The sequence below is a fragment of the Vreelandella rituensis genome (assembly GCF_003336665.1).
Classification (GTDB): domain Bacteria; phylum Pseudomonadota; class Gammaproteobacteria; order Pseudomonadales; family Halomonadaceae; genus Vreelandella; species Vreelandella rituensis.
This window is the reverse complement of record NZ_QPIJ01000023.1, coordinates 35520-57322: the sequence shown is the minus strand read 5'-3', so window position 1 is coordinate 57322 and position 21803 is coordinate 35520. Positions and strand designations below refer to the sequence as shown.

Here is a 21803-nt window from a genome sequence, read left to right as displayed (position 1 = left end):
GTAAGACCGGCAATGCCAAGGCATTGAGGCGACGGACAGCGAAGCAGGAACCTGGGAGGTAACGACCAGGGAATCCCCTTCCACAAGCGCGCTAGCGCTGAAGGTGGGGGAGGATGTCAAAACGTTAATTTATTTTCCTGTTTCAGGAGGCTCGGATGCTTTTTGCTCCACGTTTTGCTCCGCTGGTTTTTGCCGTACTGATGTCGTTTTATATGGTATCGCTGATGACGTGTCTGATCACTTGGATCAACACCGGCCTTGGTGATGGCTTTATCGGGCGCTGGTGGCATGCGTTCTACATTGCCTGGCCAGTGGCTTTTTCTCTTATATGGGTAGGCGCACCCCGGTTTCAGAGATTGACGGCCAAGCTGATTCGCAAGCCTTAAGGCTAAACAGGCGTTGATCATGAAAGCGTCGTGAAGTAATGGCGAGAAGATAGCGTGATGCAAGGTAAAAATTAACGTTCTCTAAACGTTGCTTATGTCTAGACTTCCATGTGAGCTAAAAGATCCAGCCGAAAGAAAAGGCTACACCAAGGAGCATTTCTTCATTGAATTGGAATCTTGCTGTGGTAGATTGCTAAAGTAGAAAATTACGTTAAATAACCGGCATATACCGGGTCGGTACTGTAAAACGCAAAATATTTTGCTGACAATATCAAGAGGTGTGTTCATGAAACGCCATGTCTTCTCCACCGCCGCTTTTTCCGGCGCTTTGATTGCTGCTGCATCCTTCGCCTCCCCGGCAATGGCACAGGATGACGAGCAGTTCATCACCATCGGCACCGGCGGCCAAACCGGTGTGTATTATGTGGTCGGCCAGTCGATCTGCCGCCTGGTGAATCGTCTGGAAGACGCCAACATCAAGTGTAATGCACCTTCTACCGGTGGTTCTGTCGCCAATATCAATGGCATCAAGTCCGGCGAACTGGACATGGGCGTCGCCCAGTCCGATGTCCAGTATCAAGCCTACAATGGTACCGGTAACTTTGAAGGTGAACCCTACGAGGAGCTGCGGGCCGTGTTCCGTGTCCACGGTGAACCATTGACCCTGTTGGCGCGTGCCGACTCGGGGATCGAGTCACTCGACGATCTTGAAGGCAAGCGTGTCAACATCGGTAACCCGGGCTCCGGTCAGCGCAACACCATGGAAGTGGTGATGGACGCCAAGGGCTGGACCAAGGACACCTTCTCCCTGGCGTCACAGCTCGATGCCGCCGAGCAGGCTGCGGCGCTCGCCGATAATAACGTCGATGCCATGGTCTACGTGGTGGGCCACCCCAATGGCTCCATCCAGGAAGCCACCACCACCGTCGATGCTCGCCTGATCTCGCTGAACGATGAGGATATTCAGGACATCGTCGAGGAGTATCCCTACTACTCCAAGTCGGTGATTCCGGGTGGTCTGTATCGCGGCAATGACGAAGATGTCGAGACCTTCGGGGTGGCGGCGACCTTCGTGACGACCGCAGAGGCCGATGATGAAGTCATTTACCAGACCGTCAAGGCGGTATTCGACAACTTCGATCGTTTCAAGCGCCTGCATCCGGCCTTCGAGAATCTCGAGCCGGAAGAGATGGTAAACCAGGGGCTTTCCGCACCGCTGCATGATGGGGCAGCGCGTTACTATCGTGAACAGGGCTGGATCGAGTAATCCTGTAGCCCGAGGTGTTGCTACCTTGGTGAGGAATGCGCGGTTACCCCAGGGTGCCGCGCATTCTGGTTTAGGATGTGGATAGGCATTTCGATATGGCAATCAGGCGTCAATCGACTCGGAGCGGGGCAGGCATATGACTGACGATAACAACAGGCCTTCGGGAGCTGGAGTAGACCTGGAGGACATGGTCGCCTCCAGCGACACGGGGGCCCGCAAGCCAGCTGGCATGCCGGGGAAGCTCTTGGTGAGCATTGCGGCAGCGTGGTCCCTTTTCCAGCTGTGGATCGCTTCCCCGGTACCCTTTATTCTGGGGTTTGGGGTGTTCAGTGCCACTGAATCCCGCTCTATTCACCTGGCCTTTGCGCTTTTTCTGGCCTACATGGCCTATCCGGCACTCAAGCGCTCGCCCCGCGACCGTATTCCTATCCAGGATTGGGTCCTGGCCACGGCGGCAGCCTTCTGCGGCGCCTACATGTTCATGTTCTACGAACAGCTATCCCAGCGCCCCGGGGCACCGATACTGCAGGATGTGATCATCGGGGTGGCGGGGATTCTGCTGCTGCTCGAGGCGACACGTCGAGCGCTTGGCCCACCGCTGATGATCGTGGCGTCGGTCTTTCTTCTCTATAGCCTGGCCGGCCCCTGGATGCCGGGTATTCTCTCGCATGGCGGGGTCAGTCTCTTCGGGTTGATCAATCACCAGTGGTTGACGACCCAGGGGGTCTTCGGCATCGCGCTGGGGGTCTCGACCAGCTTCGTGTTCCTGTTCGTGTTGTTCGGTGCCCTGCTCGACAAGGCCGGGGCCGGCAACTATTTCATCAAGGTGGCGTTCTCGTTGCTCGGTCACTATCGCGGTGGGCCGGCCAAGGCCGCCGTGGTGGCGTCGGCGATGACCGGGTTGATTTCCGGTTCATCTATCGCCAACGTCGTGACCACCGGTACCTTCACCGTGCCGATGATGAAGCGTGTCGGGTTTTCCGCCGAGAAGGCCGGGGCTGTCGAGGTGGCGTCCTCGGTCAACGGCCAGATCATGCCGCCGGTCATGGGCGCTGCGGCCTTCCTGATGGTCGAGTATGTGGGTATCTCCTATGTCGAGGTGATCAAGCATGCTTTCCTGCCCGCGTTGATCTCCTATATCGCATTGGTCTATATCGTTCATCTGGAGGCCATGAAGGCCAACATGCAGGGGCTTCAGAGCAGCAACCCACCCAAGCCGCTGGTGAACAAGGTGATCGGCTTTCTGGGTGGTCTGTTGCTGATGATGATCACTGCCCTGGCAGTCTATTACGGTCTTGGCTGGCTCAAGCCGGTGCTGGGGGATGCCACTCCCTGGGTGGTCGCGGTTGGGCTGACAGTGGTCTATGTCGCGTTGCTCAAGCTGGCCGCCGGTTACCCTGAACTCGAGCTCGATGATCCCAATCAACCGATCTATTCGCTGCCGCAGACCAAGCCCACGGTACTGGTCGGCCTGCAGTACATTCTACCGGTCATCGTGCTGGTCTGGTGTCTGATGGTGGAGCGCTTGTCGCCGGGATTGTCAGCCTTCTGGGCCACCATGTTCATGATCTTCATCATGGTGACTCAGCGCCCCATTACCTCGATCTTCCGGGGTCGCAGCGATATGAGCGCGGATCTGCGTGAAGGCGCCATGGATCTGTGGAACGGCCTGGTCACCGGTGCCCGCAACATGATCGGCATCGGCATTGCCACAGCCACCGCCGGCATCATCGTGGGGGCTGTATCGCAGACCGGTGTGGGCCTGGTACTGGCCGAGGTGGTGGAAATCCTCGCCATGGGCAACCTGATGCTGATCCTGCTGCTTACGGCGGTGCTTAGCCTGATTCTCGGCATGGGGCTGCCCACGACGGCCAACTACATCGTGGTATCGGCGCTGCTGGCGCCGGTCGTCGTGCAGCTGGGGGCGGAGAACGGCCTGTTGGTGCCGTTGATTGCGGTGCATCTGTTCGTGTTCTACTTCGGCATCATGGCGGATGTCACGCCGCCGGTGGGGCTGGCGTCCTTCGCGGCGGCGGCGGTGTCGGGTGGCGACCCTATTCGGACCGGCTTCCAGGCCTTTTACTACAGCCTGCGCACTGCGGCACTTCCGTTCCTGTTCATCTTCAATACCGACCTGCTGCTGATCGATGTGACCTTCCTGCAGGGCATTCTGATCTTCGTGGTGTCGACCATCGCCATGCTGATCTTCGCTGCGGCGACCCAAGGCTTCATGATCACCCGTAACCGCTGGTATGAATCCATCGTGTTGCTGCTGATTGCATTCACGCTGTTCCGCCCCGGCTTCTGGATGGACATGATCCATGATCCCTACGAATCCGTGCCACCTGCGCAATTCGTGGAGGCCTTGGGCGATGTCGATGAAGATTCTACCCTGCGCTTGCAGATTGCGGGTCTCGATGACTATGGCGATCCCATGACCACCTACATGACCCTGCCGGTACCTGAGGGCGAGACCGGGCAGGAGCGGCTTGATAACCTTGGGATGGAGCTTTTGGTCGAGGACGACAGGGTGACCGTCGATATGGTCGCCTACGGCAGCCAGGCATCGGATCTTGGTTTCGACTTCGACCAGGAAATCATCGAGGTGCTGGCACCCGTCGACCGCTGGACCAAGGAGCTGATGTGGATTCCTGCCTTCCTGGTCTTCGGGCTGATTGTACTGATGCAGCGCCGGCGTCGTGACAACACGGCGACTACCGCCACTGCCTGAAGGAGGGAGATAGCATGTACAAGAAGATCCTATTGCCGGTGGATATCAACGAAGAAAGCTCGTGGGAGAAGGCATTACCCACGGCACTGACGTTGTGCAAGACCTTTGGGGCCTCGTTGCATATCGTCACGGCATTACCGGACTACCGGATGCCCATGGTGGGCTCCTATTTTCCTGAAGGTTTTTCCGAGAAGGCTCATGAAGCCATCTCGCAAGCGCAGCATGAATTCATCCAGCAACATGTGCCGGAGGATATCAAGGTACAGAGCGTGATCGTCGATGGTTCGCCTTGGGAGGCGATAATCAAGGCTGGGAAGAAGCTGGACGCGGATTTGATCGTTATGGCCTCGCACAATAAGCGCAAGTTTATCGATTATGTGTTGGGACCCAATGCCGAACATGTGGTGCATCACTCCAAAGTTTCAGTGATGATCGTGCGTTGAGCGATTTTAATCGATCCTAACAGCCACTCTGGTGGAATTTTTGTACCGTTTAATTGGGTTTGCGGACAGAGTGTGGGGAACTCGGCTACATTAAACTGGCATTACGACATTATGTCGGGATTAGCGGTTTAAGGGTGAACCACAGGAGCCATGCCATGAGTGAGGCCACGACAAAAAAACAAGCCTACCCGGACTCCTCCAGGGTGCAAATTTCAATCAACAAGATAGGAATGGAAAGACCGAGAGTTTGGTTGGCCGCCGGTTTCGAAGATTTCCGGCGAGCCATGGCAGTCAGTCTGTCATATGGGATGTTTTGGGTGGGGTGGAGTATCGCGATCACCGTCGGTACCTTCACCTTGGGTTATTGGCACTGGCTGTTGCCGCTGATTGCGGGCTTCATGTTTCTTGGGCCGCTGGTTGCGGTAGGTTCTTATGGGATCAGCCGTGCCCTTGAGCAAGGCCGGCCGGCTCACTTGGGCGATGCCTTCGGTAGCTGGAGACCCCATGCCGGGCAGTTGGCAATGATGGGCGTGATGATGATGATCTTCTTCATGGCTTGGATTCGCTTGGCGACATTGTTGTTTGCCTTGTTTTTCGGCTTTGAAGTGCCTAGCCCCGAGACGCTGTATACTTCCCTTTTGACCACGTCCGAGGGATTAAGCATGCTGGCCGTGGGAACGGCAGCAGGAGGCGTGCTGGCATTTGGGGCTTTTACCATCAGCGTGGTGGCGATTCCCACCCTCATGGATCAGGACCTGACCTTCATGGAAGGCATCGAAGCCAGTGTACGGGCTGTGTCGAAGAATTTCCGTCCCATGCTCTTGTGGGCAGCGATATTGACCGGCTGTGTGCTGATCGGAGTGCTGACGTTCTATATCGGCCTGGCGTTGGTGCTTCCGGTACTGGGACATGCCAGCTGGCATGCTTATAAGGACCTCGTCAATATCGATTATGTGGAAACAAGCTAACTGGAAAGAAAAAAGAAAGCAGTCATCGAAGAAAAGCTGAAGCCAGATAGAGGAACCTGGAATTTGTTGGATGACCTGACCTTCACCATGAGATGGCGTATTCTTGCGTCATCTTTTTTTATGCCGAACAGCGTGTCAGGTCGTTAGACTATAGGAACAGCTACGTGAAAAATATAGTGTTGGCATGGGTGATGTTGATGGGATGCGTGATTCCCTGGGCACCGCTTCACGCCGAAAACAAGCTTGGTTTGCCATTGCCCATCGGCCCGGTCATCTTGATGGTGAGTGGCGATATTTCAGTAACCAACGTGGGCGATGAAGCTCAGTTTGATCTTGCCATGTTGGGAGCAATGCCCTTTCATGGTTTTGAAACGGGAACTCCCTGGACGGAAACGTCCGGTTATTACAGCGGCCCGTTGCTGCGTAATTTACTTGAAATGCTCGACGCTAAAGGAGAGCAGGTCTACGTAAAGGCGCTTAACGATTACGAAGCTACTCTCCCGATTGCCGATCTGTATAACTACGATGTCCTGTTAGCCATACGTCGTGGAGGTGAGCTCATGCCAATTCGCGAATTCGGGCCGCTCTGGGTGCTGTATCCATTTGATGACCATGCAGAACTGCTCGGCGAAACATTCCGTTTTCGCTCGGTCTGGCAAGTAATGCATATTCATGTCCATTAAGCGTTCTCCTATGAGCGCTCCTCAGGTGTTGCGTTATCCTCGTCGTTTGAAAGGTGTGGCGATCATTGCCGTCATGTTATTTGCAGCTGCCTTGGTGGTGGCGTCTTTAGTCGCCTGGCGTCAGGACGGGCTGACGCGAAGCTTGAGAGAAGACACCGCCTGGGTAGCGTACAAGCTGGACCGAGATACGGTGCAGCTACTTAATCATCTCTTGGGCACTTTGCCGGCCCCCATCGAAGAGTCGCAAAGGCAAGAGCTTAGCTTACGCTTCGAACTGCTCTATAGCCGCATTAACCTACTGACTGGTGGGGAAATCAGCGAATTGCTGCAAAGCATTCCCGCCGGCCAGCAACTGATTCCCCAGATCCAGCAGGCACTGGATGCGCTGGACCCGCTGATTGTCCCAGCCGCTTCGTTTGAGACACCGCACCTGCGTGAGCTGGAAGCGCGGATTAAAGCATTGGCGCAACTGACCGAACGTTTTGTGATTGCGATCAACGGTCATTTAGCGAAAGCTGCCACTCAAGCGCGTAACCAACTGAACGTCTTATACAGCCTCTTGCTTAGCTTGATCATGGCAATGAGCTTGGCAGCGCTGTTAGTGGTGATCTTTCTGGTGCGAGAAATGCGCGAAAGTACAGCCGCCCGGCGCGAACAGGAGCTTTTGAGCCATCAATTGAAAGTAACGGCTCATCAAGCTCAAGCCGCCAGTCGTGCCAAATCCGACTTTCTGGCCATCGTCAGTCATGAGGTGCGTACGCCGCTCAATGGCGTGATCGGCATGAGTGAATTACTCCTGGCGCCGGTTAAGTCCGAAAATGTCCGTGACTACGCCTATACCATCCATGAGAGTGCCAACCAGCTGCTGGAGTTGATCAATGAAATTCTCGATTTTTCCAAGATTGAAGCCGGCCATCTGACTCTTGAAGCCGTTCCTACCCAAATTAAGCCGTTGGTAGAGAGCGTGGCCGCATTGTTCAAGCCCAAGGCGCAGGCCAAGGGAGTTGCCTTGAAGGTAACGTTTGATACCGAGCTTCCCGAATGGATACTGATGGATGCCGGACGGTTGCGCCAGATCCTGCTTAATTTGATCGCCAATGCCATCAAATTCACTAAGCACGGAAGCATTCAGGTAAGTGTCTTTGCCCGCGCTGGCGACTTGTATCTAAGCGTCAGCGATACCGGATGTGGTTTGACCTCATTACAACAGGCGCGCTTGTTTGAACCCTTCCAGCAGGCAGATAACAGCGTGACTCGCCGCTATGGCGGTACCGGCTTGGGCTTGGCGATATGCAAACGTCTGGTGGTTGCCATGCAGGGTCAAATAGACGTGGAAAGTACTCCCGGCCAAGGCAGTGAGTTCTGGTTGAAACTGCCGCTAGTGAAAGCTGAACCGCAACGCTTGCCTGATGCCCTTATTCCTGCCCAGCAGCATTTCAACGGCGTAACCCTGTTGTTGGTGGAGGATAATCCGGTCAATCAAAAGGTAGCGGTCGGCATGCTGGAGCATTTGGGCTGCAAGGTGATATGCGCGGGCACGGGCGGTGAAGCCTTGAGCTGTGTGAAAAATCAGCAGGTAGCGCTAATTTTCATGGATATTCAATTGCCGGACATGGATGGGCTGGAGATAACCCGCCAGTTGCGTGAGCAAACCGGCTGGTTGAAGGAGGTACCCATCGTCGCCATGACGGCTGGTGGTTATGACGACGATCGTGCCCGCTGCCTTGCTGCGGGCATGAGCGGATATATCACCAAACCATTATCGTTGACGGTCCTTGACGAACTGCTTTCCCGGCAACTGGAACCCCCGCTTTCGCCAACGCAACGGTTATGCTGGCATGACCCGGCGAATCTGGCGCCGTTACTGGATACCGCGATCCTGGAAAACCTGAGCGCCATGCTGGGTGTCGGGGGAGTGGTTCAATTGGTCGAGCTGCATCATCAGCATATCAATTATTACCTGGCCGATTTGATGGCTCTGTCAGAAACTGAGATAACAGCCGGCAATCACGCCGCAGAAGCACCGTCGAACCGAGTATCGCCACTTCGAGAAATTGGCCGCCTGGCCCATCAGTTACGCGGTGAATCGGCAAGTCTGGGGGGCGCACGTCTGGCCCGGCAAGCCAAAGACGTGGAGCTTTTAGCTCAGGAAGAGAATCAATTCCAAATAGACGCTGCCTTGCAACAATTATTTGAAACCGCGGAGCGTACCTTGGCGGCTATGGAGGCTTGGAGAAACGTTCAGGTCTCTGGTTAGCAACGTTTATAGCTCTTGCTAAAAGTAGAGGTAGGAGTAAAGGTAAAAGTAGCCGTTCAAGGCTTTTGCGCTTGAGCGGTTGTCTTCCAAGGGGGGTGCATATTGGAAATCTCCGCTGATACTTCTGCGACTACTATGCCGGTTCGTACGGCGGCCAGTCGTAGCCAAGACCCTGAATGCGCTGCCGAAAAGCTGGCCAGGGCTCTCAAGCATGCAGAGCTAGGTTTCGTGCTGTTTTTCTGTAGTGCCGAATATCCGCTTGAAGCCTTGGGGCGCGCGCTGGAAACGGCATTTTGCGGAATAAAGGTCAGCGGCTGCACCACGGCAGGGGAAATTACACCGCAAGGTTACGATCGAGGATGCGTGGTCGCCATCGGTTTTGATCGACGCTATTTTGCGGTGGATTGCGCCCTGGTCGAGGACTTGGAACGTTTCGATCTTTTGCGTGCCCAACGCCTGGTGGATCAGTTGTTGGAGAATTGCCGCGCCCGGGCATTAGCATCGATCAATGAGCATAGTTTTGCCCTGACCTTGCTCGACGGCCTTTCCAGCAGCGAAGAGCAGGTTCTGGCCACCCTGGATGCCGCCTTGGGGCGTATCCCCAGTTTCGGTGGCTCGGCAGGAGACGATAACCGCCTGGCTCACACCCATGTGTATGCTCAGGGACGTTTTTACGCCCGCGCCGCCGTGGTGATCATGATCAACACGCCCTTACCGTTCGAGGTTTTTTCCACCCATCATTTGCTGCCGCTTGAGCATAAGCTGGTAGTGACACAAGCGGATAGTGAAAGCCGGCGCGTGCTGGAGCTCAATGCCATGCCCGCCGCCGATGCCTACGCGGAAATGGTGGGCGTGGCGAAAGCTGCGCTAGGGCCAAAGGTGTTTGCTCGCCACCCCATGGCGGTACGGCTGGGCGACCAGCACTATATTCGCTCCATACAACGGGTCAACGAGGATGCCAGCCTGAGTTTTTACTGTGCGGTGGAAAATGGCATCGTACTCACCGCCATGCGACCCGCCCCCTTGTTGCATGACTTGCATCAAATGCTCGATTCTCTGCATCAGCGGCTAGGCACGCCCAGCCTGGTGATCGGCTGTGACTGCTTTTTGAGACGGCTGGAACTGGAAGCGCTGGGAGAGCTGGGCCAGGCGTCGCAATTGTTGAAGCGTTCCCGCGTGGTGGGGTTCAATACCTATGGCGAACAGCATCACGGCATGCACGTCAACCAAACCTTTACCGGGGTGGCTTTTGGATCTCTTGCGCGATACCCCTGATATTATTCCCGAGACACCTTCCGAGCGAGCACTGGCGGAGGAAAACCGGCGGCTACGGCGAATCTGCCATGCATTGATGGAGCGGGTAGAATCTGGAGGCGCCGCTAACGGCGCGCCTTATGCCGCCTTCGAACATGCTGTCTTGCTGGCAGAACAAGTGCGCGAGCGTACTGAAGCCTTGCATCGTACCCTGGATGAATTGGGCCAGGCCAATTCGCAGCTGCACGAGGCCAAGGCGGATGCCGAGGCCGCCAACCTTTCCAAGACCAAGTTTCTTGCCGCTGTGACGCATGACCTTTTGCAACCGTTGAATGCGGCAAGGTTATTTGCCAGTGCCCTGGAAGAACACAGCCTGCCCCGGGATTCGATGCTACTCGTGGGACATATCGGCCGTTCGCTCAAGGATGTCGAAGCGTTGCTGGGTACCTTGGTGGATATGTCACGCCTGGATGCGGGGATTCTCAAGGCGGACATTGCGCCTTTTCGAGTCAATTGTTTATTAGATGCCTTGGCCGAGGAATACCGTCAGGTGGCGGCGGTTCGCGGCTTGACGTTGAACTACGTTCCTTCGAGCGTGGTCGTGGCTTCCGACCTTGCCTTGCTGGCTCGGGTGATTCGCAACTTCCTCAGTAATGCCGTGCGTTATACCGAGCAGGGCCACCTGCTGCTAGGGTGTCGGAGACGTCCCGATGGGCTTGAAATCATGGTGGGAGATACCGGCCCCGGTATCCCTGAACTTCAGCAAGAAGCGATTTTTCTGGAGTTTCGCCGCGCTCAACCGAGCCATGAATCGCATAGCCGTGGGCTAGGCTTGGGATTAGCGATCGTGGATCGCATCAGCACGATTCTCAAGCATCCGATCTTGCTGAAATCACTCTCGGGGCGAGGGGCGATTTTCTCGATTAGGGTGCCCTACGGCCAGCTTGCGCAACGCTCGCAGCGCGCAGTGGAGGCCACTAAGGTCGGGCAGGGGGCGTTGCAGGGTGCGGTGGTCTGGGTGATCGACGACGATCCGGCGATTCTCGAAGGGATGCAGGCGCTGCTGAGAGGCTGGGGGTGTCGTGTGCGAACCGCTGCTTCGCTAAGCGCATTGGAGGCGGCGAGTGATGGTGAAGAACCTGCCGTGCTATTGGTGGACTATCATCTGGGTGACGCAGGCGAGGATGGATTGACGCTTGCCTTGCGCCTGAGGCGATGTTATCCCGCCTTGCCGGTGGTGGTGATCACGGCGAATCATGTTGCCGAGCTCAAGCGCCATGCGCGGGAGCTGGACATAAGCTGTTTGCTCAAGCCATTGAAACCCTTGCGGCTGCGTATGTTGCTGACCAGCCTGCTGGAAGAGCGCTCCGCCTAGCTCGGATTTATTGCTTCTCGGGGTTTTGACGGCTGTCTTCATCTTGGTGACGCTGCCTGAGGTAGCCGCTGAGATCCGCCTCGGCCACCATGACGATCGCTTGAACCCGGCTTGTAGCGTCAAGCTTACGCAAGATAGCGGATACATGCGTCTTGACGGTGGTTTCGGCAATGTTCAATTCACGCGCAATCAGCTTATTGGAGGCTCCGGTCGTCATGCAACTGAGTACATCCAGCTGCTTGGCGGTAAGGCAGGTCAAGCGTTGGCGTAACAGGGAGTCGGGTGACGGTACGGCCGGCTCGGGTGGCTGGCGCATGATATCAGGTGGCAAATAGACCTGGCCTTCGAGTATTTGACCGATTGCCGCGAGCAATGCCTTACGTGGCGTTGATTTCGGAATATATCCCACGGCTCCCATGGTGATGGCTTCCAGTACCAGTCGGCGCTCCTGCTGGGCGGAAACGATCGCCACCGCCAAGCTGGGAAACCGCTGGCGAAGGGCCTGTAAGCCGCTCAGGTCTTCGGCATCGGGAAGGCTGAGATCCAGTAGCAGCAAATCCAGCTCCTGATTTTCCTCGGCCAGCGCCAATGCCTGGGCAAGACTCGCGGCTTCCAGCAGGCGACTATTGGGTAACCCAGTGGTTATCACCGCGCTTATCGCATCACGAAACAGCGGATGGTCATCAGCCACCATCAGGGTATACATGCTTATCTCCTACCAAGGAACGAGGGCGTCTCCTGCCGTTGGGGTATGTCACCGCCATCTTATCTAGCCAACACTGGTGCGGTAGCTAACCCAATAATGATAATACTCAGGAGCGTTACCATGATCTATGCAAATCCCGGACAATCAGGTTCAGTCGTCTCGTTTGAAAAGCGCTATGGTAATTTTATCGGCGGTGAATTCGTCGCGCCGGTAAAAGGGCAGTACTTCGACAACATCAGCCCCGTCAACGGCGAGGTATTCTGCGAGATCCCCCGTTCCAGCGGCGAAGATATCGACAAAGCCCTGGACGCCGCCCATCAAGCGGCACCTGCCTGGGGCAAGACTTCCGCAGGGGAGCGCAGCAATCTTCTGCTCAAGATTGCCGATCGCATGGAGCAGAACCTGGAAATGCTCGCCGTGGCGGAAACCTGGGACAATGGCAAGGCCGTGCGTGAAACACTCAACGCCGACATTCCATTGGCGATCGACCATTTCCGCTACTTTGCCGGCTGCATCCGCGCTCAGGAAGGTACCGCGGCGGATATCGATGCCAATACCGTGGCCTACCATTTTCATGAGCCATTGGGTGTTGTGGGGCAGATCATTCCCTGGAACTTCCCGATACTGATGGCGGTATGGAAACTCGCGCCAGCGCTTGCCGCAGGTAACTGCGTGGTACTCAAGCCCGCCGAGCAGACCCCGGCGTCGATCCTCAAGCTGGCCGAGCTGGTCGGTGATCTCTTGCCTCCCGGCGTGCTCAATATCGTCAACGGCTATGGCGCCGAAGCAGGCCAGGCACTGGCCACCAGCAAGCGTATCGCCAAGATTGCCTTCACCGGCTCCACCCCGGTGGGCTCGCACATTCTCAAGTGCGCCGCCGAGAACATCATACCCTCTACCGTGGAGCTGGGAGGGAAATCACCCAACATTTACTTTGCCGACATCATGAATGCCGAGCCTCAATTCATCGACAAGGCCGTGGAAGGACTGGTGCTGGCGTTTTTCAACCAGGGCGAAGTCTGCACCTGCCCCTCGCGGGCGCTGATTCAGGAGTCGATGTATGACGACTTCATGGCCAAGGTGATCGAGCGTACCCAGAGCATCAAACGCGGCAATCCCCTGGATACCGATGTCCAGGTGGGCGCCCAGGCCTCCCAGGAACAGTTCGACAAGATCATGTCCTACATGGATATCGCCCGTGAAGAGGGCGCCGAGTTCTTGAGCGGTGGGGATAAGGAGTCACTGGATGCTCCGCTAAGCAATGGCTATTACATTCAGCCGACCTTGCTCAAGGGCAATAACAAGATGCGCGTCTTCCAGGAAGAAATCTTCGGTCCGGTAGTGGCGGTCACCACTTTCAAGGACGAAGAGGAAGCCTTAGCGATCGCCAACGACACCGAGTTCGGTCTGGGCGCCGGGGTATGGAGCCGCGACATGAATGTCGCTTTCCGCATGGGACGTGGCATTCAGGCCGGGCGCGTCTGGACCAACTGCTATCACCAGTACCCGGCACATGCGGCATTCGGTGGCTACAAGAAGTCCGGGGTGGGTCGCGAAACCCACAAGGTGGCGCTTGAACACTACCAGCAAACCAAAAACTTGCTGGTGAGCTACGACATCAATCCGCTGGGCTTTTTCTAAGCCTTATTTTCCCGCTCAGGTACTGGGCCTGAGCGGTTTTTTTGGTTCTCCCACGTACGGTTCTTCGTGCCTTATTCCTTCATTTGCATTTTCTTGCTACAAGGTAGCGAAACTTTGCTGCATCATGGCGGCTTTGCCCAACACAAGGCGGATCATGAGCGATATCGAAGCGCCGGATTTACACCAACAGCGGCTTCTTCACGTGGTGGAGCGGCTGCGTGCCAGCGGTGCTCGCAAAGTACTGGATTTGGGCTGCGGTTCGGGTGGGCTCTTGCAATATCTACTCCATCAGCCTCAGTTCGAGAAATTGGTAGGCTTGGAGTTGAGCGGGGAATTGCTGGCTCAAGCCAAGTTTCGTCTGGGTAGGCTGCCGCAGGCACGCCAGGGGCGTCTGGAGCTGGTATGCGGTTCTTATACCGAACATCACCCCGCGCTCACCGGGTTCGCGGGCGCGGCCATGGTGGAAACCATCGAGCACATACCCCCCGAGCGTTTATCCGCTGTGGAGCAGGTGGTTTTCGGTGGGTTACGCCCCGGCTATCTGGTCATGACCACCCCCAACAGCGAATACAACCCGCTGTTCGACCTGGAAGACGGCGAGTTTCGTGACCCCGACCACAAGTTTGAATGGCCACGCGACCGCTTTCGCGATTGGGCTCAGGGCGTGGCGCGGCGTAACGGTTATCGCGTGCGTTTCGGTGGGGTCGGGGAATGGCATTCGCATCTTGGCCAGCCGACCCAGCTGGCGGCTTTCTCGTTGCAGGATGTCGCGATGCGGCCCTGATGGCGGCCTCTCTTCTTTGCTCGTTATTCAACACAAAGCTCGTTATTTAACACAAAAGTGATTTTTTCGATCTGTTTGCCTTTTGCACGGCAGCTGTAGTCAGTATCGCTATACTCAATGGGTGGCAATCATCAATGCCAATTGAAGGTCATATCAACACTGAAGAGGAATGTAGCCACACAGGAAAACCATAGAGGAGCAACGGCCATGAACGTTAAGACAACCCTACTGAGCAGCGGGATTGTGGCCTTGGTCATGAGCGGTGCATCGGGCGGCTTGTAGGCGGATACTTACCAAGGTGAAGGACATCTGCTGGGTACGCCGGAAGACCTGGAATGGGGGCCGGTGGCCTCGATGGGTGAAGGTGCGCAAATGGCTAACATTGAGGGAACGTTGAGTGAGGGAGCCCCCTTCACCTTCCGCCTCAAGCTTGAAGATGGCTACGAGATCAAGCCGCATACCCACCCGGCCTATGAAAGGGTCACGGTACTTGAAGGGACACTGCATTTTGCCCAAGGTGAGGAGTTTAACCGCGACGAGACCCAGAAATTGCCGGTAGGAGGATACGCCATCATGTCGCCGGGCGATGCCATGTATGGCTATGCCGAGGGAGAAACCATGATCCAGCTGCATGGTGAAGGACCCTGGGGAATCGAATACATCAACGAGGAAGATGATCCTCGCAACTGAATGCCGGTGATTTTATTCACGCCGAGTGCTGCACGTTGCTCTGACGTGCAGCACCTTTTATCACCCGGTGACCTTATCAGCCGATGAATAGCTTTCAGGTTTGTTGTCTTTCCAGCCAACGGTTTGCCAGGCGCCGAGCCTGCTCAATGTTGGAAACCACCGCCAGTTTTCCGGCTTCACGCTTGATTCCCGCACGCTTCAACTTGACCACCATACGTGCGGGCAGACCGATGAAAATCACTCCTATCTGCTGGTCGTGTAACTCCTGGCGTAATCCATCCAGCGCCACAATGGCGGTGGCATCAAGGCTGGGTACGTCCTGCATGTCGAGCATGACCACATTCACCCCATGATCGACGATACGCAGCGATGCCATGGCTTTTTCCGCGGCACCGAAGAATAGAGGCCCCGATATCTTGTAAAGCGTCACCTTGGCGGGCAGGTGATAGGTGGCCTGATCTTCTGGACTATTCAGGCGCCGGGCATGAGTGAGTTGCGCCATGCGCCGAATGAACAGGGCGGCGGCCAGGCCCATGCCCACTGCGACGGCCAGCACCATGTCGAAAATGACCGTCAGGCCGAAGCAGATCACCAATACCAGGACGTCAGTGAGCGGAGCAGTTTTCAAGGTGTGGACGAAATGGCGCGCTTCGCTCATGTTCCAGGCAATGATGAACAGAAGTGCCGCCAGCGCTGCCATGGGAACCAACCCCAGGATGCCTGCCAGCGCCACCACCGCCAGCAATACCACAAGAGAATGCACCAGCGCCGCTACCGGCGAAAAAGCCCCGCTCTTGATGTTGGTGGCGGTGCGTGCAAGCGCCGCCGTGGCCGTGATGCCGCCGAAGAACGGTACGATGATATTGCCGATACCTTGCCCCAGTAACTCGGCATTGGGGTCGTGTCGCGTACGGGTCAGGCCGTCCGCCACCACGGCGCAAAGCAATGATTCAATGGCGGCCAATAAGGCAATCGCCAGGGCTGGGCCGAGCAGTTCACGAATCAACTCGAAATTCACGCTGAGAGGCGTGCCATCGGCTCCCGGCAAGTGCCAGGGAGCCACCAGACTCGGCGCAAAAGGCGGAATGCCGCTACCGCTTTGGCCTTCGAGTTCCCAGCTAAAGCGCGAGGCGATGGTATCCACGTCGCCGCCGAACGCCATGAGCAAGGCCGCTGCCAGGGTTCCCACGGCCAAGCCGACCAACGGCGCGGGCACGGCGGTATTCAGGCGGGGCCATAGCAGCAAGGTCGCCAGAGTGATCAGCCCGATGCCCAGTTCCGCCGGAGCGATACTCGGCAAGGCGTGAACAATGGCGATGGCGTTGTGTGGCGTGCTGTCGCCAAGCGCCACCCCAGTCAGACCCAGAAAGTCAGGCACCTGCAACAGGGCGATCACCACCCCGATCCCGGCGGTAAAACCTAATACCACCGGGTAGGGGACGAACTGGATCAGGCTGCCCAATCGCGCCAGACCCAGAGCGACGAGGATCAGCCCCGCCATTAGCGTGGCGATCAGCAGCCCCCCGATGCCGTGATTGGCCACGATCGGAAACAGTATCACCACGAAGGCGGCGGTGGGGCCGGAAATATTGAAGCGTGAGCCACCGGTCAAGGCGATAACCGCACCGGCCACGATAGCGGTGTAGAGGCCGTGCTGGGGCGGGACCCCGGTGGCAATTGCCAGCGCCATGGACAGCGGCACGGCGACAATGCCGATGGTCAACCCGGCCATGAGATCACGCTTGAAGGCGGCCAGACTGTAGCCTTCGCGCCAGGCATTGAACAATGCCCGGCCGGGGAGAGGAAAGATGTAACTGGGGGTCTTGGTTCTGCGCGACATTGCCACCGTGCCTTAGTGAAAGGAGCCGATACGCTACGCCCACCCCAAGTGGCTCGCAAGGCGGCCAAGGTATGACAGAGCTTCCAGCCCTTTAATGGATCAGGTATTGGAAGCCGAACATCAGCACAAAGGCCAGCGTCACCATGGTGGCCACGGCTGTGCTGGACGCGTCCTGCATGGCATCCGGTACCAATTCGGCAAACACCATCCAGATCATCGCCCCGGCGGCCAGCCCCAGCCCGAACGGCAGGAACGGCGCAAACAGGGTGACGAATAGAAACGCCGGTACCGCCATCAACGGCTGCGGCAAACTGGTGAAAATGCTCCAGCCCCCGGCCTTCCATGCCGACATACCGCGCGGTATCAGCACTAGGCTGATCGCTAACCCCTCGGGAATGTTGTGTACTGCAATGGCGGTAGTAATGAACATCCCCAACGCCTCACCGCCGCCGTATGACACCCCGACTCCCACTCCTTCGGCAAAGGAGTGAATAGTCATGATCCCCAAAATCAACAAGGCCTTGCGGGCGTTGGCCCCGTGCAGGTCACTGATATCCGGCGCACCGCGCCGAGAAATCCATAGATCGGATACATTGATCAATGCCAGTCCCACGACCATGCCCAGCATGGTTAGCCAAGGGTCATTATTGGCCCCTTCCACCAGCAAACTATGGCTGGCGGCCAGCATCAGACCGGCAGCGGTCGCATTGAACAGGCTGAGCCAATATCTGCTGAACTGCTTGACGAACAAGAAGGGCACTGCACCGAGGCCGGTGGCCAGGGCAGTAATCATGGCGGCGACGAATACCGTCCATAAAGTGACATCGAACGACATGAGCGGCTCCTGAGCTTTTAGCCGTTAGGCGAGGTCCGGGGCGCGGGCGATGAAACAACTCAACAAGGAATAAATTAATAAGGCTAAAGCTTAAACGGCGCGCTTATTTAATACAAAATCCTGGGGCCTGAAGCCCAGTGCATAGCGCATAAAAAAACCCAGCCTGAAGGGCTGGGAAGAGGAACCGCTCAAAAAAGTAGCGATGGGTAAAACGTAAGTACAGGCGTTCAGCCCTGGGTGGCATCCTCCGGCGGTTCGCCGATGGTGCCGGGCATGGCCTGGATGTTGCCCTGCTGACCGGCCAGGGCCAAAAAGTGCAGGTGACGCTCGTATTCGGCCACCAGATCGCCAATCACCTGACCACGTGTGTAGCCGTTCAGGTCTTTATCCTGGCCGCCTTCGGCAAGATAGACATCGAGGCGCACATAGTAGTCGTCATCCGCTGGGATGAAACTCGGGGTGCGCATGCGATGCGGGCAAACCTGATACACAAAGCTGGTGGCATCGCCAAAATCGACCTGTAGCGTCAGGTTGGGAAGTGATTCTCCCTCCGCATGTTCTTCGGTGACGTTGGCCGTCTGGCCACGGCTTTCAAGCTCCTGGGCGAACTGCGTCATGGCCGGGCGAATCGAATGCTCGAGTGTCGCGGCGGCACCGGCGCGGGTGGAGGTATCCAGGGCACGGTCCAGGCGTTCACGCCAATCGCCTCCCGGGGCGCTGCCGGCAATCTGGCGCCGAGCATCGGCTTTGCTGCCCTCCAGTTTCAACGCCTTGACCATGCCCACCATGATCGCAAAAATCACCAGCGAGAAGGGTAGCGCCGTGATCACCACCGCACTTTGTAGCGCAGCCAGACCACCCGCCATCAACAGCGCAATGGTGATGAGCCCGATGATGACCGACCAGAAAATACGCAGCCTCACCGGGGCGTCATGGTTGACGTCACTCAGAATGGAGGTGAAATTGGCCAATACTAGGGCGCCGGAATCCGCCGAGGTAATGAAAAAGACAATCCCCAGCACGGTTACCACGGCAGCGGTAATGGACACAAACGGATAATATTCCAGCAGGGTATACATCGTGGTTTGCGGCGTGTTCAGCGCCTGGACGCCCAGTTCAGTGACACCCTGGTTGGCGACAAGGTCTATCCCGCTATTGCCGAATATCGACATCCACACCATCATGAACGCCAGAGGAATGAACAGGGCGCCGGCGACGAATTCACGAATGGTACGTCCGCGCGAAATACGCGCCAGGAACAGGCCGACGAATGGCGTCCAGGCAATCCACCAGCCCCAGAAGAAGATCGTCCACCACATCTTCCATTCTTGGGCTTCTTCACCGGCAAAGGCGTAGGTGTCGAAGCTCTTGCCCACGAAACCGGACAAGTAATCCCCGGCATTGATCACCAGTTTATCCAGCAGTACCAAGGTGTTGCCTTGAAACAGTACGAACAGCATCAGCGCCAGGGCGAGCAGCATGTTGAACTCGGACAGACGTCGAATGCCTTTTTCAACCCCGCTTACCACCGAGATGGTGGCCAGAATCACCACCAGGGCAATCAGGATGATCTGCACGCTCAAGCTTTCCGGTACATCGAACATGTACGCCAGGCCGTAATTAAGCTGCATCACGCCGATACCCAGGCTGGTGGCGATACCGAAAACGGTGGAAATCACCGCCGTGATATCCACGGCATTACCGATCGGGCCGTGAATGCGCTTGCCCAGCAACGGATAGAGCGCGCTGCGAATCGCCAGGGGCAGACGATGGCGGTAGCTGAAATAGGCCAGGGCCATCCCCATCAACACATACAGGCCCCAACCGGAAACCCCCCAGTGCAGGTAGGTCTGGACGACGGCGTTACGCATTGCCGCCTGGCTTTCCGGGGTAAGGTCCGGCGGCGCCAGATAGTGGGCCACAGGCTCGGCGACACTGAAGAACAGCAGGTCGATACCGATACCGGCGGCAAACAGCATCGCCGACCAGGAAAGCAGCGAGAATTCGGGGCGCGAATGATCCGGCCCGAGGCGAATGCTGCCATAGCGCGAAACGCCGATCAGTATCACAAACACCAGATAGGCCACGATGGCCAGCATGTAGTACCAGCCGAAGGTCTTGCTGACCCAGGCCAGACCGGCATCAAAGAATGCCCCCGCCTGTTCGGTGAACAACATGGTGAGTGCCAGAAACACCACAATACCGGCGACACTGCCGTGGAATACCACGGGGTTCAGCCGGTCACGAGGGGCTTGGACGGGGTTGTCATGCGCCATGCAGGGCTAACTCCTGTCGATAAGGGAAAGGTCTTGGAGGATTTATTTTAAATGAACGTTCAAATAAAATACCCGCTTTCCCTTGGCGCTTCAAGTCGTGTCTTGCGCAAGCCGAACGCAGAAACGCCCGGCTGGGCCGGGCGTTTCAAGCTAACTATGGGCTATCCTTGGATTTATCGCTAAGCGTCAGTCACTGTTGCGCTCACCACGATTGCCGTGGTTATCGCGGGCCTTTTCGCGCATTTCCGTGCGCATTTCCTGCATGGCATCGTGCAAGGCCTGTTGTTCGTCTTCGTCGAGAATTTCATCCATGCGTTCGCGGTGTTGGTCACGTAATTCACGTCTAGCGGCGAGATATTCTTCATGGGCGCTGGCGAGTTCCGCGCGGGTCTCTTCATCGAACCCGGCGCGCTCATGTAGCGCTTGGCGGTGTTCCTCATGGAGCTGCATGCGTCCATGGCCGCGCTCTGCCTTGTCATCGTCCTGGCCGGCCTGTGCGGTCAAGGTGAAAGGGGCGATGGCCAGTGCGAAAAGGGCGGGTGCCAAAAACTTGCTGATACGTTGAGCGGTCATGTGAGTTCTCCTTGTGAGTGGACAACTGCAGTATCATCGGGCGCTGTGCAAGGTCATTGCAGGTATTGTGCAACAATCATGACGTCTATCTCTCAAGCCATCTCCCAAACTATTTCTTAAACCATGGCTTAAATTATCTCTTAGACTATTTCTCAAACCATCACTCAGGGGAGCGCTCAGGTGAAAAAGTGGCTATATCTAGTGCTGACGGGAGGCGTTGCCTTGATGGCCGCCGGGTGCGGGGGAACACATCTGGCCAGCCAAGGCGAGCCGGCGGCGAATACTGCGGACGTAGGAAGAGATACGTTGGATTTCAAACGCATTGAAGGACAAACCTATACCCCCAGCGACTGGCCGGAAGCCCTTGAAGCGAATGTCTATCTGCCCGAAACACCGGGGGGGGGCTTAAGGCCCGCCGCTCTGGTGGTTCACGGTGGTGGCTGGCAGAACCGTGGCCCCGAAGACATGCAGAGCATCTCGCGCAAGCTAGCCGAACAAGGCTACGTGGTGATCAATATCGAACACCGCAAGGCACCCGAGTATAAATTCCCAGAGCCGGTCTACGACCTTCAGCAAGCCATGGCGTGGCTGCATGCGCAGGCTGATGGGTGGCGGGTGGATACGCAGCGTATCGTCGGGGTGGGGTTTTCGTCCGGGGCGCATCTGGTAAGCCTGCTGGCACTTTCCGGTGCCGAAGGCCCCCTGGCCGAGCCTTATGGTGGCGAGCATACGCGTCTGGCGGCCGTGGTTGCCGGCGGCTTGCCCAGTGACCTGTTCAAGTTCGCCGACGGGCGTCTGGTGGTGGAGTTCATTGGCGGTACCCGTGCCGAGGAACCCGAAGGGTATTACCTGGCATCCCCCGCTCGGCATATTACCCCGCAAGCGCCGCCGTTCTTTCTCTTTCATGGCACCTGGGATCGGTTGGTGCCGCTGGATCATGCCACGGATTTCTATGACGAACTGAAAGCCAACGGCGTGGAAAGCGAACTTTATCTACAGCATTTTCGCGGCCACATCACCAGCTTCCTGACCCGGGGCAATGCCGTGGATGCGGGCATCGCCTTTTTGAATCAGCAGGTGTTCTAGCGTTCGGC

18 protein-coding genes are annotated in these 21803 nt (G+C 56.9%); 13 read left to right on the top strand and 5 right to left on the bottom strand.

The window, feature by feature from the left end; genetic code table 11:
* Positions 1-155: 155 nt before the first annotated feature.
* From DU506_RS10975 to DU506_RS10935, 9 genes are all read left to right on the top strand, one after another.
* On the top strand, positions 156-386 hold the full coding sequence (locus tag DU506_RS10975) for a DUF2798 domain-containing protein (RefSeq protein ID WP_114486980.1): 231 nt from the start codon (positions 156-158) through the stop codon (positions 384-386).
* A 286-nt stretch (positions 387-672) separates the two neighbouring features.
* Positions 673-1653, top strand: coding sequence for a TAXI family TRAP transporter solute-binding subunit (locus tag DU506_RS10970; protein WP_114486979.1), 981 nt, complete (start codon positions 673-675; stop codon positions 1651-1653).
* 136 nt (positions 1654-1789) lie between these two features.
* On the top strand, positions 1790-4384 hold the full coding sequence (locus DU506_RS10965; protein WP_114486978.1) for a TRAP transporter permease: 2595 nt from the start codon (positions 1790-1792) through the stop codon (positions 4382-4384).
* 14 nt (positions 4385-4398) lie between these two features.
* The gene (locus DU506_RS10960; RefSeq protein WP_114486977.1) at positions 4399-4827 is read left to right on the top strand and encodes a universal stress protein; all 429 of its coding nucleotides are present in this window, start codon (positions 4399-4401) and stop codon (positions 4825-4827) included.
* A gap of 155 nt (positions 4828-4982) precedes the next feature.
* Positions 4983-5795 carry a DUF2189 domain-containing protein gene (locus tag DU506_RS10955; protein ID WP_114486976.1) on the top strand — a complete coding sequence of 271 codons (813 nt, stop codon included), beginning with the start codon at positions 4983-4985 and terminating at the stop codon, positions 5793-5795.
* Between the two features lie 164 nt (positions 5796-5959).
* Positions 5960-6478 carry a putative pterin-binding protein gene (locus DU506_RS10950; RefSeq protein WP_181870739.1) on the top strand — a complete coding sequence of 173 codons (519 nt, stop codon included), beginning with the start codon at positions 5960-5962 and terminating at the stop codon, positions 6476-6478.
* 10 nt (positions 6479-6488) lie between these two features.
* On the top strand, positions 6489-8735 hold the full coding sequence (locus DU506_RS10945) for an ATP-binding protein (protein ID WP_235825532.1): 2247 nt from the start codon (positions 6489-6491) through the stop codon (positions 8733-8735).
* Positions 8736-8870: 135 nt separating this feature from the next.
* A complete protein-coding gene (gene nosP, locus DU506_RS10940) occupies positions 8871-10010 on the top strand; it encodes a nitric oxide-sensing protein NosP (protein WP_114486974.1) in 1140 nt (379 codons plus the stop codon).
* Positions 9985-11364: an ATP-binding response regulator gene (locus tag DU506_RS10935; protein WP_235825529.1), complete on the top strand. Its 1380-nt coding sequence runs from the start codon at positions 9985-9987 to the stop codon at positions 11362-11364. The genes nosP and DU506_RS10935 overlap by 26 nt, the downstream gene beginning before the upstream one ends.
* 7 nt (positions 11365-11371) lie before the next feature.
* On the opposite strand, the gene DU506_RS10930 is transcribed toward DU506_RS10935, so the two are convergent.
* Positions 11372-12070, bottom strand: coding sequence for a response regulator transcription factor (locus DU506_RS10930; protein ID WP_114486972.1), 699 nt, complete (start codon positions 12068-12070; stop codon positions 11372-11374).
* Positions 12071-12190: 120 nt separating this feature from the next.
* Here DU506_RS10930 and exaC point away from each other — a divergent pair, with 120 nt between their 5' ends.
* The 3 genes from exaC (at position 12191) to DU506_RS10915 (ending at position 15185) form a co-directional block, all read left to right on the top strand.
* Positions 12191-13711 carry an acetaldehyde dehydrogenase ExaC gene (gene exaC / locus DU506_RS10925; protein ID WP_114486971.1) on the top strand — a complete coding sequence of 507 codons (1521 nt, stop codon included), beginning with the start codon at positions 12191-12193 and terminating at the stop codon, positions 13709-13711.
* A 154-nt stretch (positions 13712-13865) separates the two neighbouring features.
* Positions 13866-14495, top strand: coding sequence for a methyltransferase domain-containing protein (locus DU506_RS10920; RefSeq protein ID WP_114486970.1), 630 nt, complete (start codon positions 13866-13868; stop codon positions 14493-14495).
* A 309-nt stretch (positions 14496-14804) separates the two neighbouring features.
* Positions 14805-15185 (top strand): cupin domain-containing protein, encoded by a 381-nt coding sequence (locus DU506_RS10915; protein ID WP_328587974.1) that lies wholly within the window; start codon positions 14805-14807, stop codon positions 15183-15185.
* A gap of 94 nt (positions 15186-15279) precedes the next feature.
* On the opposite strand, the gene dauA is transcribed toward DU506_RS10915, so the two are convergent.
* The 4 genes from dauA to DU506_RS10895 all read right to left on the bottom strand — a co-directional run bounded on the left by dauA (position 15280) and on the right by DU506_RS10895 (position 20709).
* Positions 15280-17025, bottom strand: coding sequence for a C4-dicarboxylic acid transporter DauA (gene dauA / locus DU506_RS10910; protein WP_114486969.1), 1746 nt, complete (start codon positions 17023-17025; stop codon positions 15280-15282).
* Between the two features lie 91 nt (positions 17026-17116).
* Complete coding sequence (locus DU506_RS10905) at positions 17117-17860, bottom strand: ZIP family metal transporter (protein WP_114486968.1); 744 nt, start codon at positions 17858-17860, stop codon at positions 17117-17119.
* Between the two features lie 227 nt (positions 17861-18087).
* Positions 18088-20136, bottom strand: a complete 2049-nt coding sequence (gene betT / locus DU506_RS10900) for a choline BCCT transporter BetT (RefSeq protein ID WP_114486967.1) — start codon at positions 20134-20136, stop codon at positions 18088-18090.
* Between the two features lie 186 nt (positions 20137-20322).
* On the bottom strand, positions 20323-20709 hold the full coding sequence (locus DU506_RS10895; protein ID WP_114486966.1) for a hypothetical protein: 387 nt from the start codon (positions 20707-20709) through the stop codon (positions 20323-20325).
* 225 nt (positions 20710-20934) lie between these two features.
* Here DU506_RS10895 and DU506_RS10890 point away from each other — a divergent pair, with 225 nt between their 5' ends.
* On the top strand, positions 20935-21795 hold the full coding sequence (locus DU506_RS10890) for an alpha/beta hydrolase (RefSeq protein WP_114486965.1): 861 nt from the start codon (positions 20935-20937) through the stop codon (positions 21793-21795).
* The last annotated feature ends 8 nt before the right edge of the window (positions 21796-21803 follow it).

Bases quoted from the DNA above. Each gene is read 5' to 3' on its own strand.
- DU506_RS10955 (WP_114486976.1), top strand. From the start codon at position 4,983: ATGAGTGAGGCCACGACAAAAAAACAAGCCTACCCGGACTCCTCCAGG.
- DU506_RS10920 (WP_114486970.1), top strand. From the start codon at position 13,866: ATGAGCGATATCGAAGCGCCGGATTTACACCAACAGCGGCTTCTTCAC.
- exaC (WP_114486971.1), top strand. From the start codon at position 12,191: ATGATCTATGCAAATCCCGGACAATCAGGTTCAGTCGTCTCGTTTGAA.
- DU506_RS10975 (WP_114486980.1), top strand. From the start codon at position 156: ATGCTTTTTGCTCCACGTTTTGCTCCGCTGGTTTTTGCCGTACTGATG.
- DU506_RS10930 (WP_114486972.1), bottom strand. From the start codon at position 12,070: ATGTATACCCTGATGGTGGCTGATGACCATCCGCTGTTTCGTGATGCG.
- betT (WP_114486967.1), bottom strand. From the start codon at position 20,136: ATGGCGCATGACAACCCCGTCCAAGCCCCTCGTGACCGGCTGAACCCC.
- DU506_RS10905 (WP_114486968.1), bottom strand. From the start codon at position 17,860: ATGTCGTTCGATGTCACTTTATGGACGGTATTCGTCGCCGCCATGATT.
- DU506_RS10960 (WP_114486977.1), top strand. From the start codon at position 4,399: ATGTACAAGAAGATCCTATTGCCGGTGGATATCAACGAAGAAAGCTCG.
- dauA (WP_114486969.1), bottom strand. From the start codon at position 17,025: ATGTCGCGCAGAACCAAGACCCCCAGTTACATCTTTCCTCTCCCCGGC.
- nosP (WP_114486974.1), top strand. From the start codon at position 8,871: ATGCCGGTTCGTACGGCGGCCAGTCGTAGCCAAGACCCTGAATGCGCT.
- DU506_RS10945 (WP_235825532.1), top strand. From the start codon at position 6,489: ATGAGCGCTCCTCAGGTGTTGCGTTATCCTCGTCGTTTGAAAGGTGTG.
- DU506_RS10970 (WP_114486979.1), top strand. From the start codon at position 673: ATGAAACGCCATGTCTTCTCCACCGCCGCTTTTTCCGGCGCTTTGATT.
- DU506_RS10890 (WP_114486965.1), top strand. From the start codon at position 20,935: ATGGCCGCCGGGTGCGGGGGAACACATCTGGCCAGCCAAGGCGAGCCG.
- DU506_RS10965 (WP_114486978.1), top strand. From the start codon at position 1,790: ATGACTGACGATAACAACAGGCCTTCGGGAGCTGGAGTAGACCTGGAG.
- DU506_RS10895 (WP_114486966.1), bottom strand. From the start codon at position 20,709: ATGACCGCTCAACGTATCAGCAAGTTTTTGGCACCCGCCCTTTTCGCA.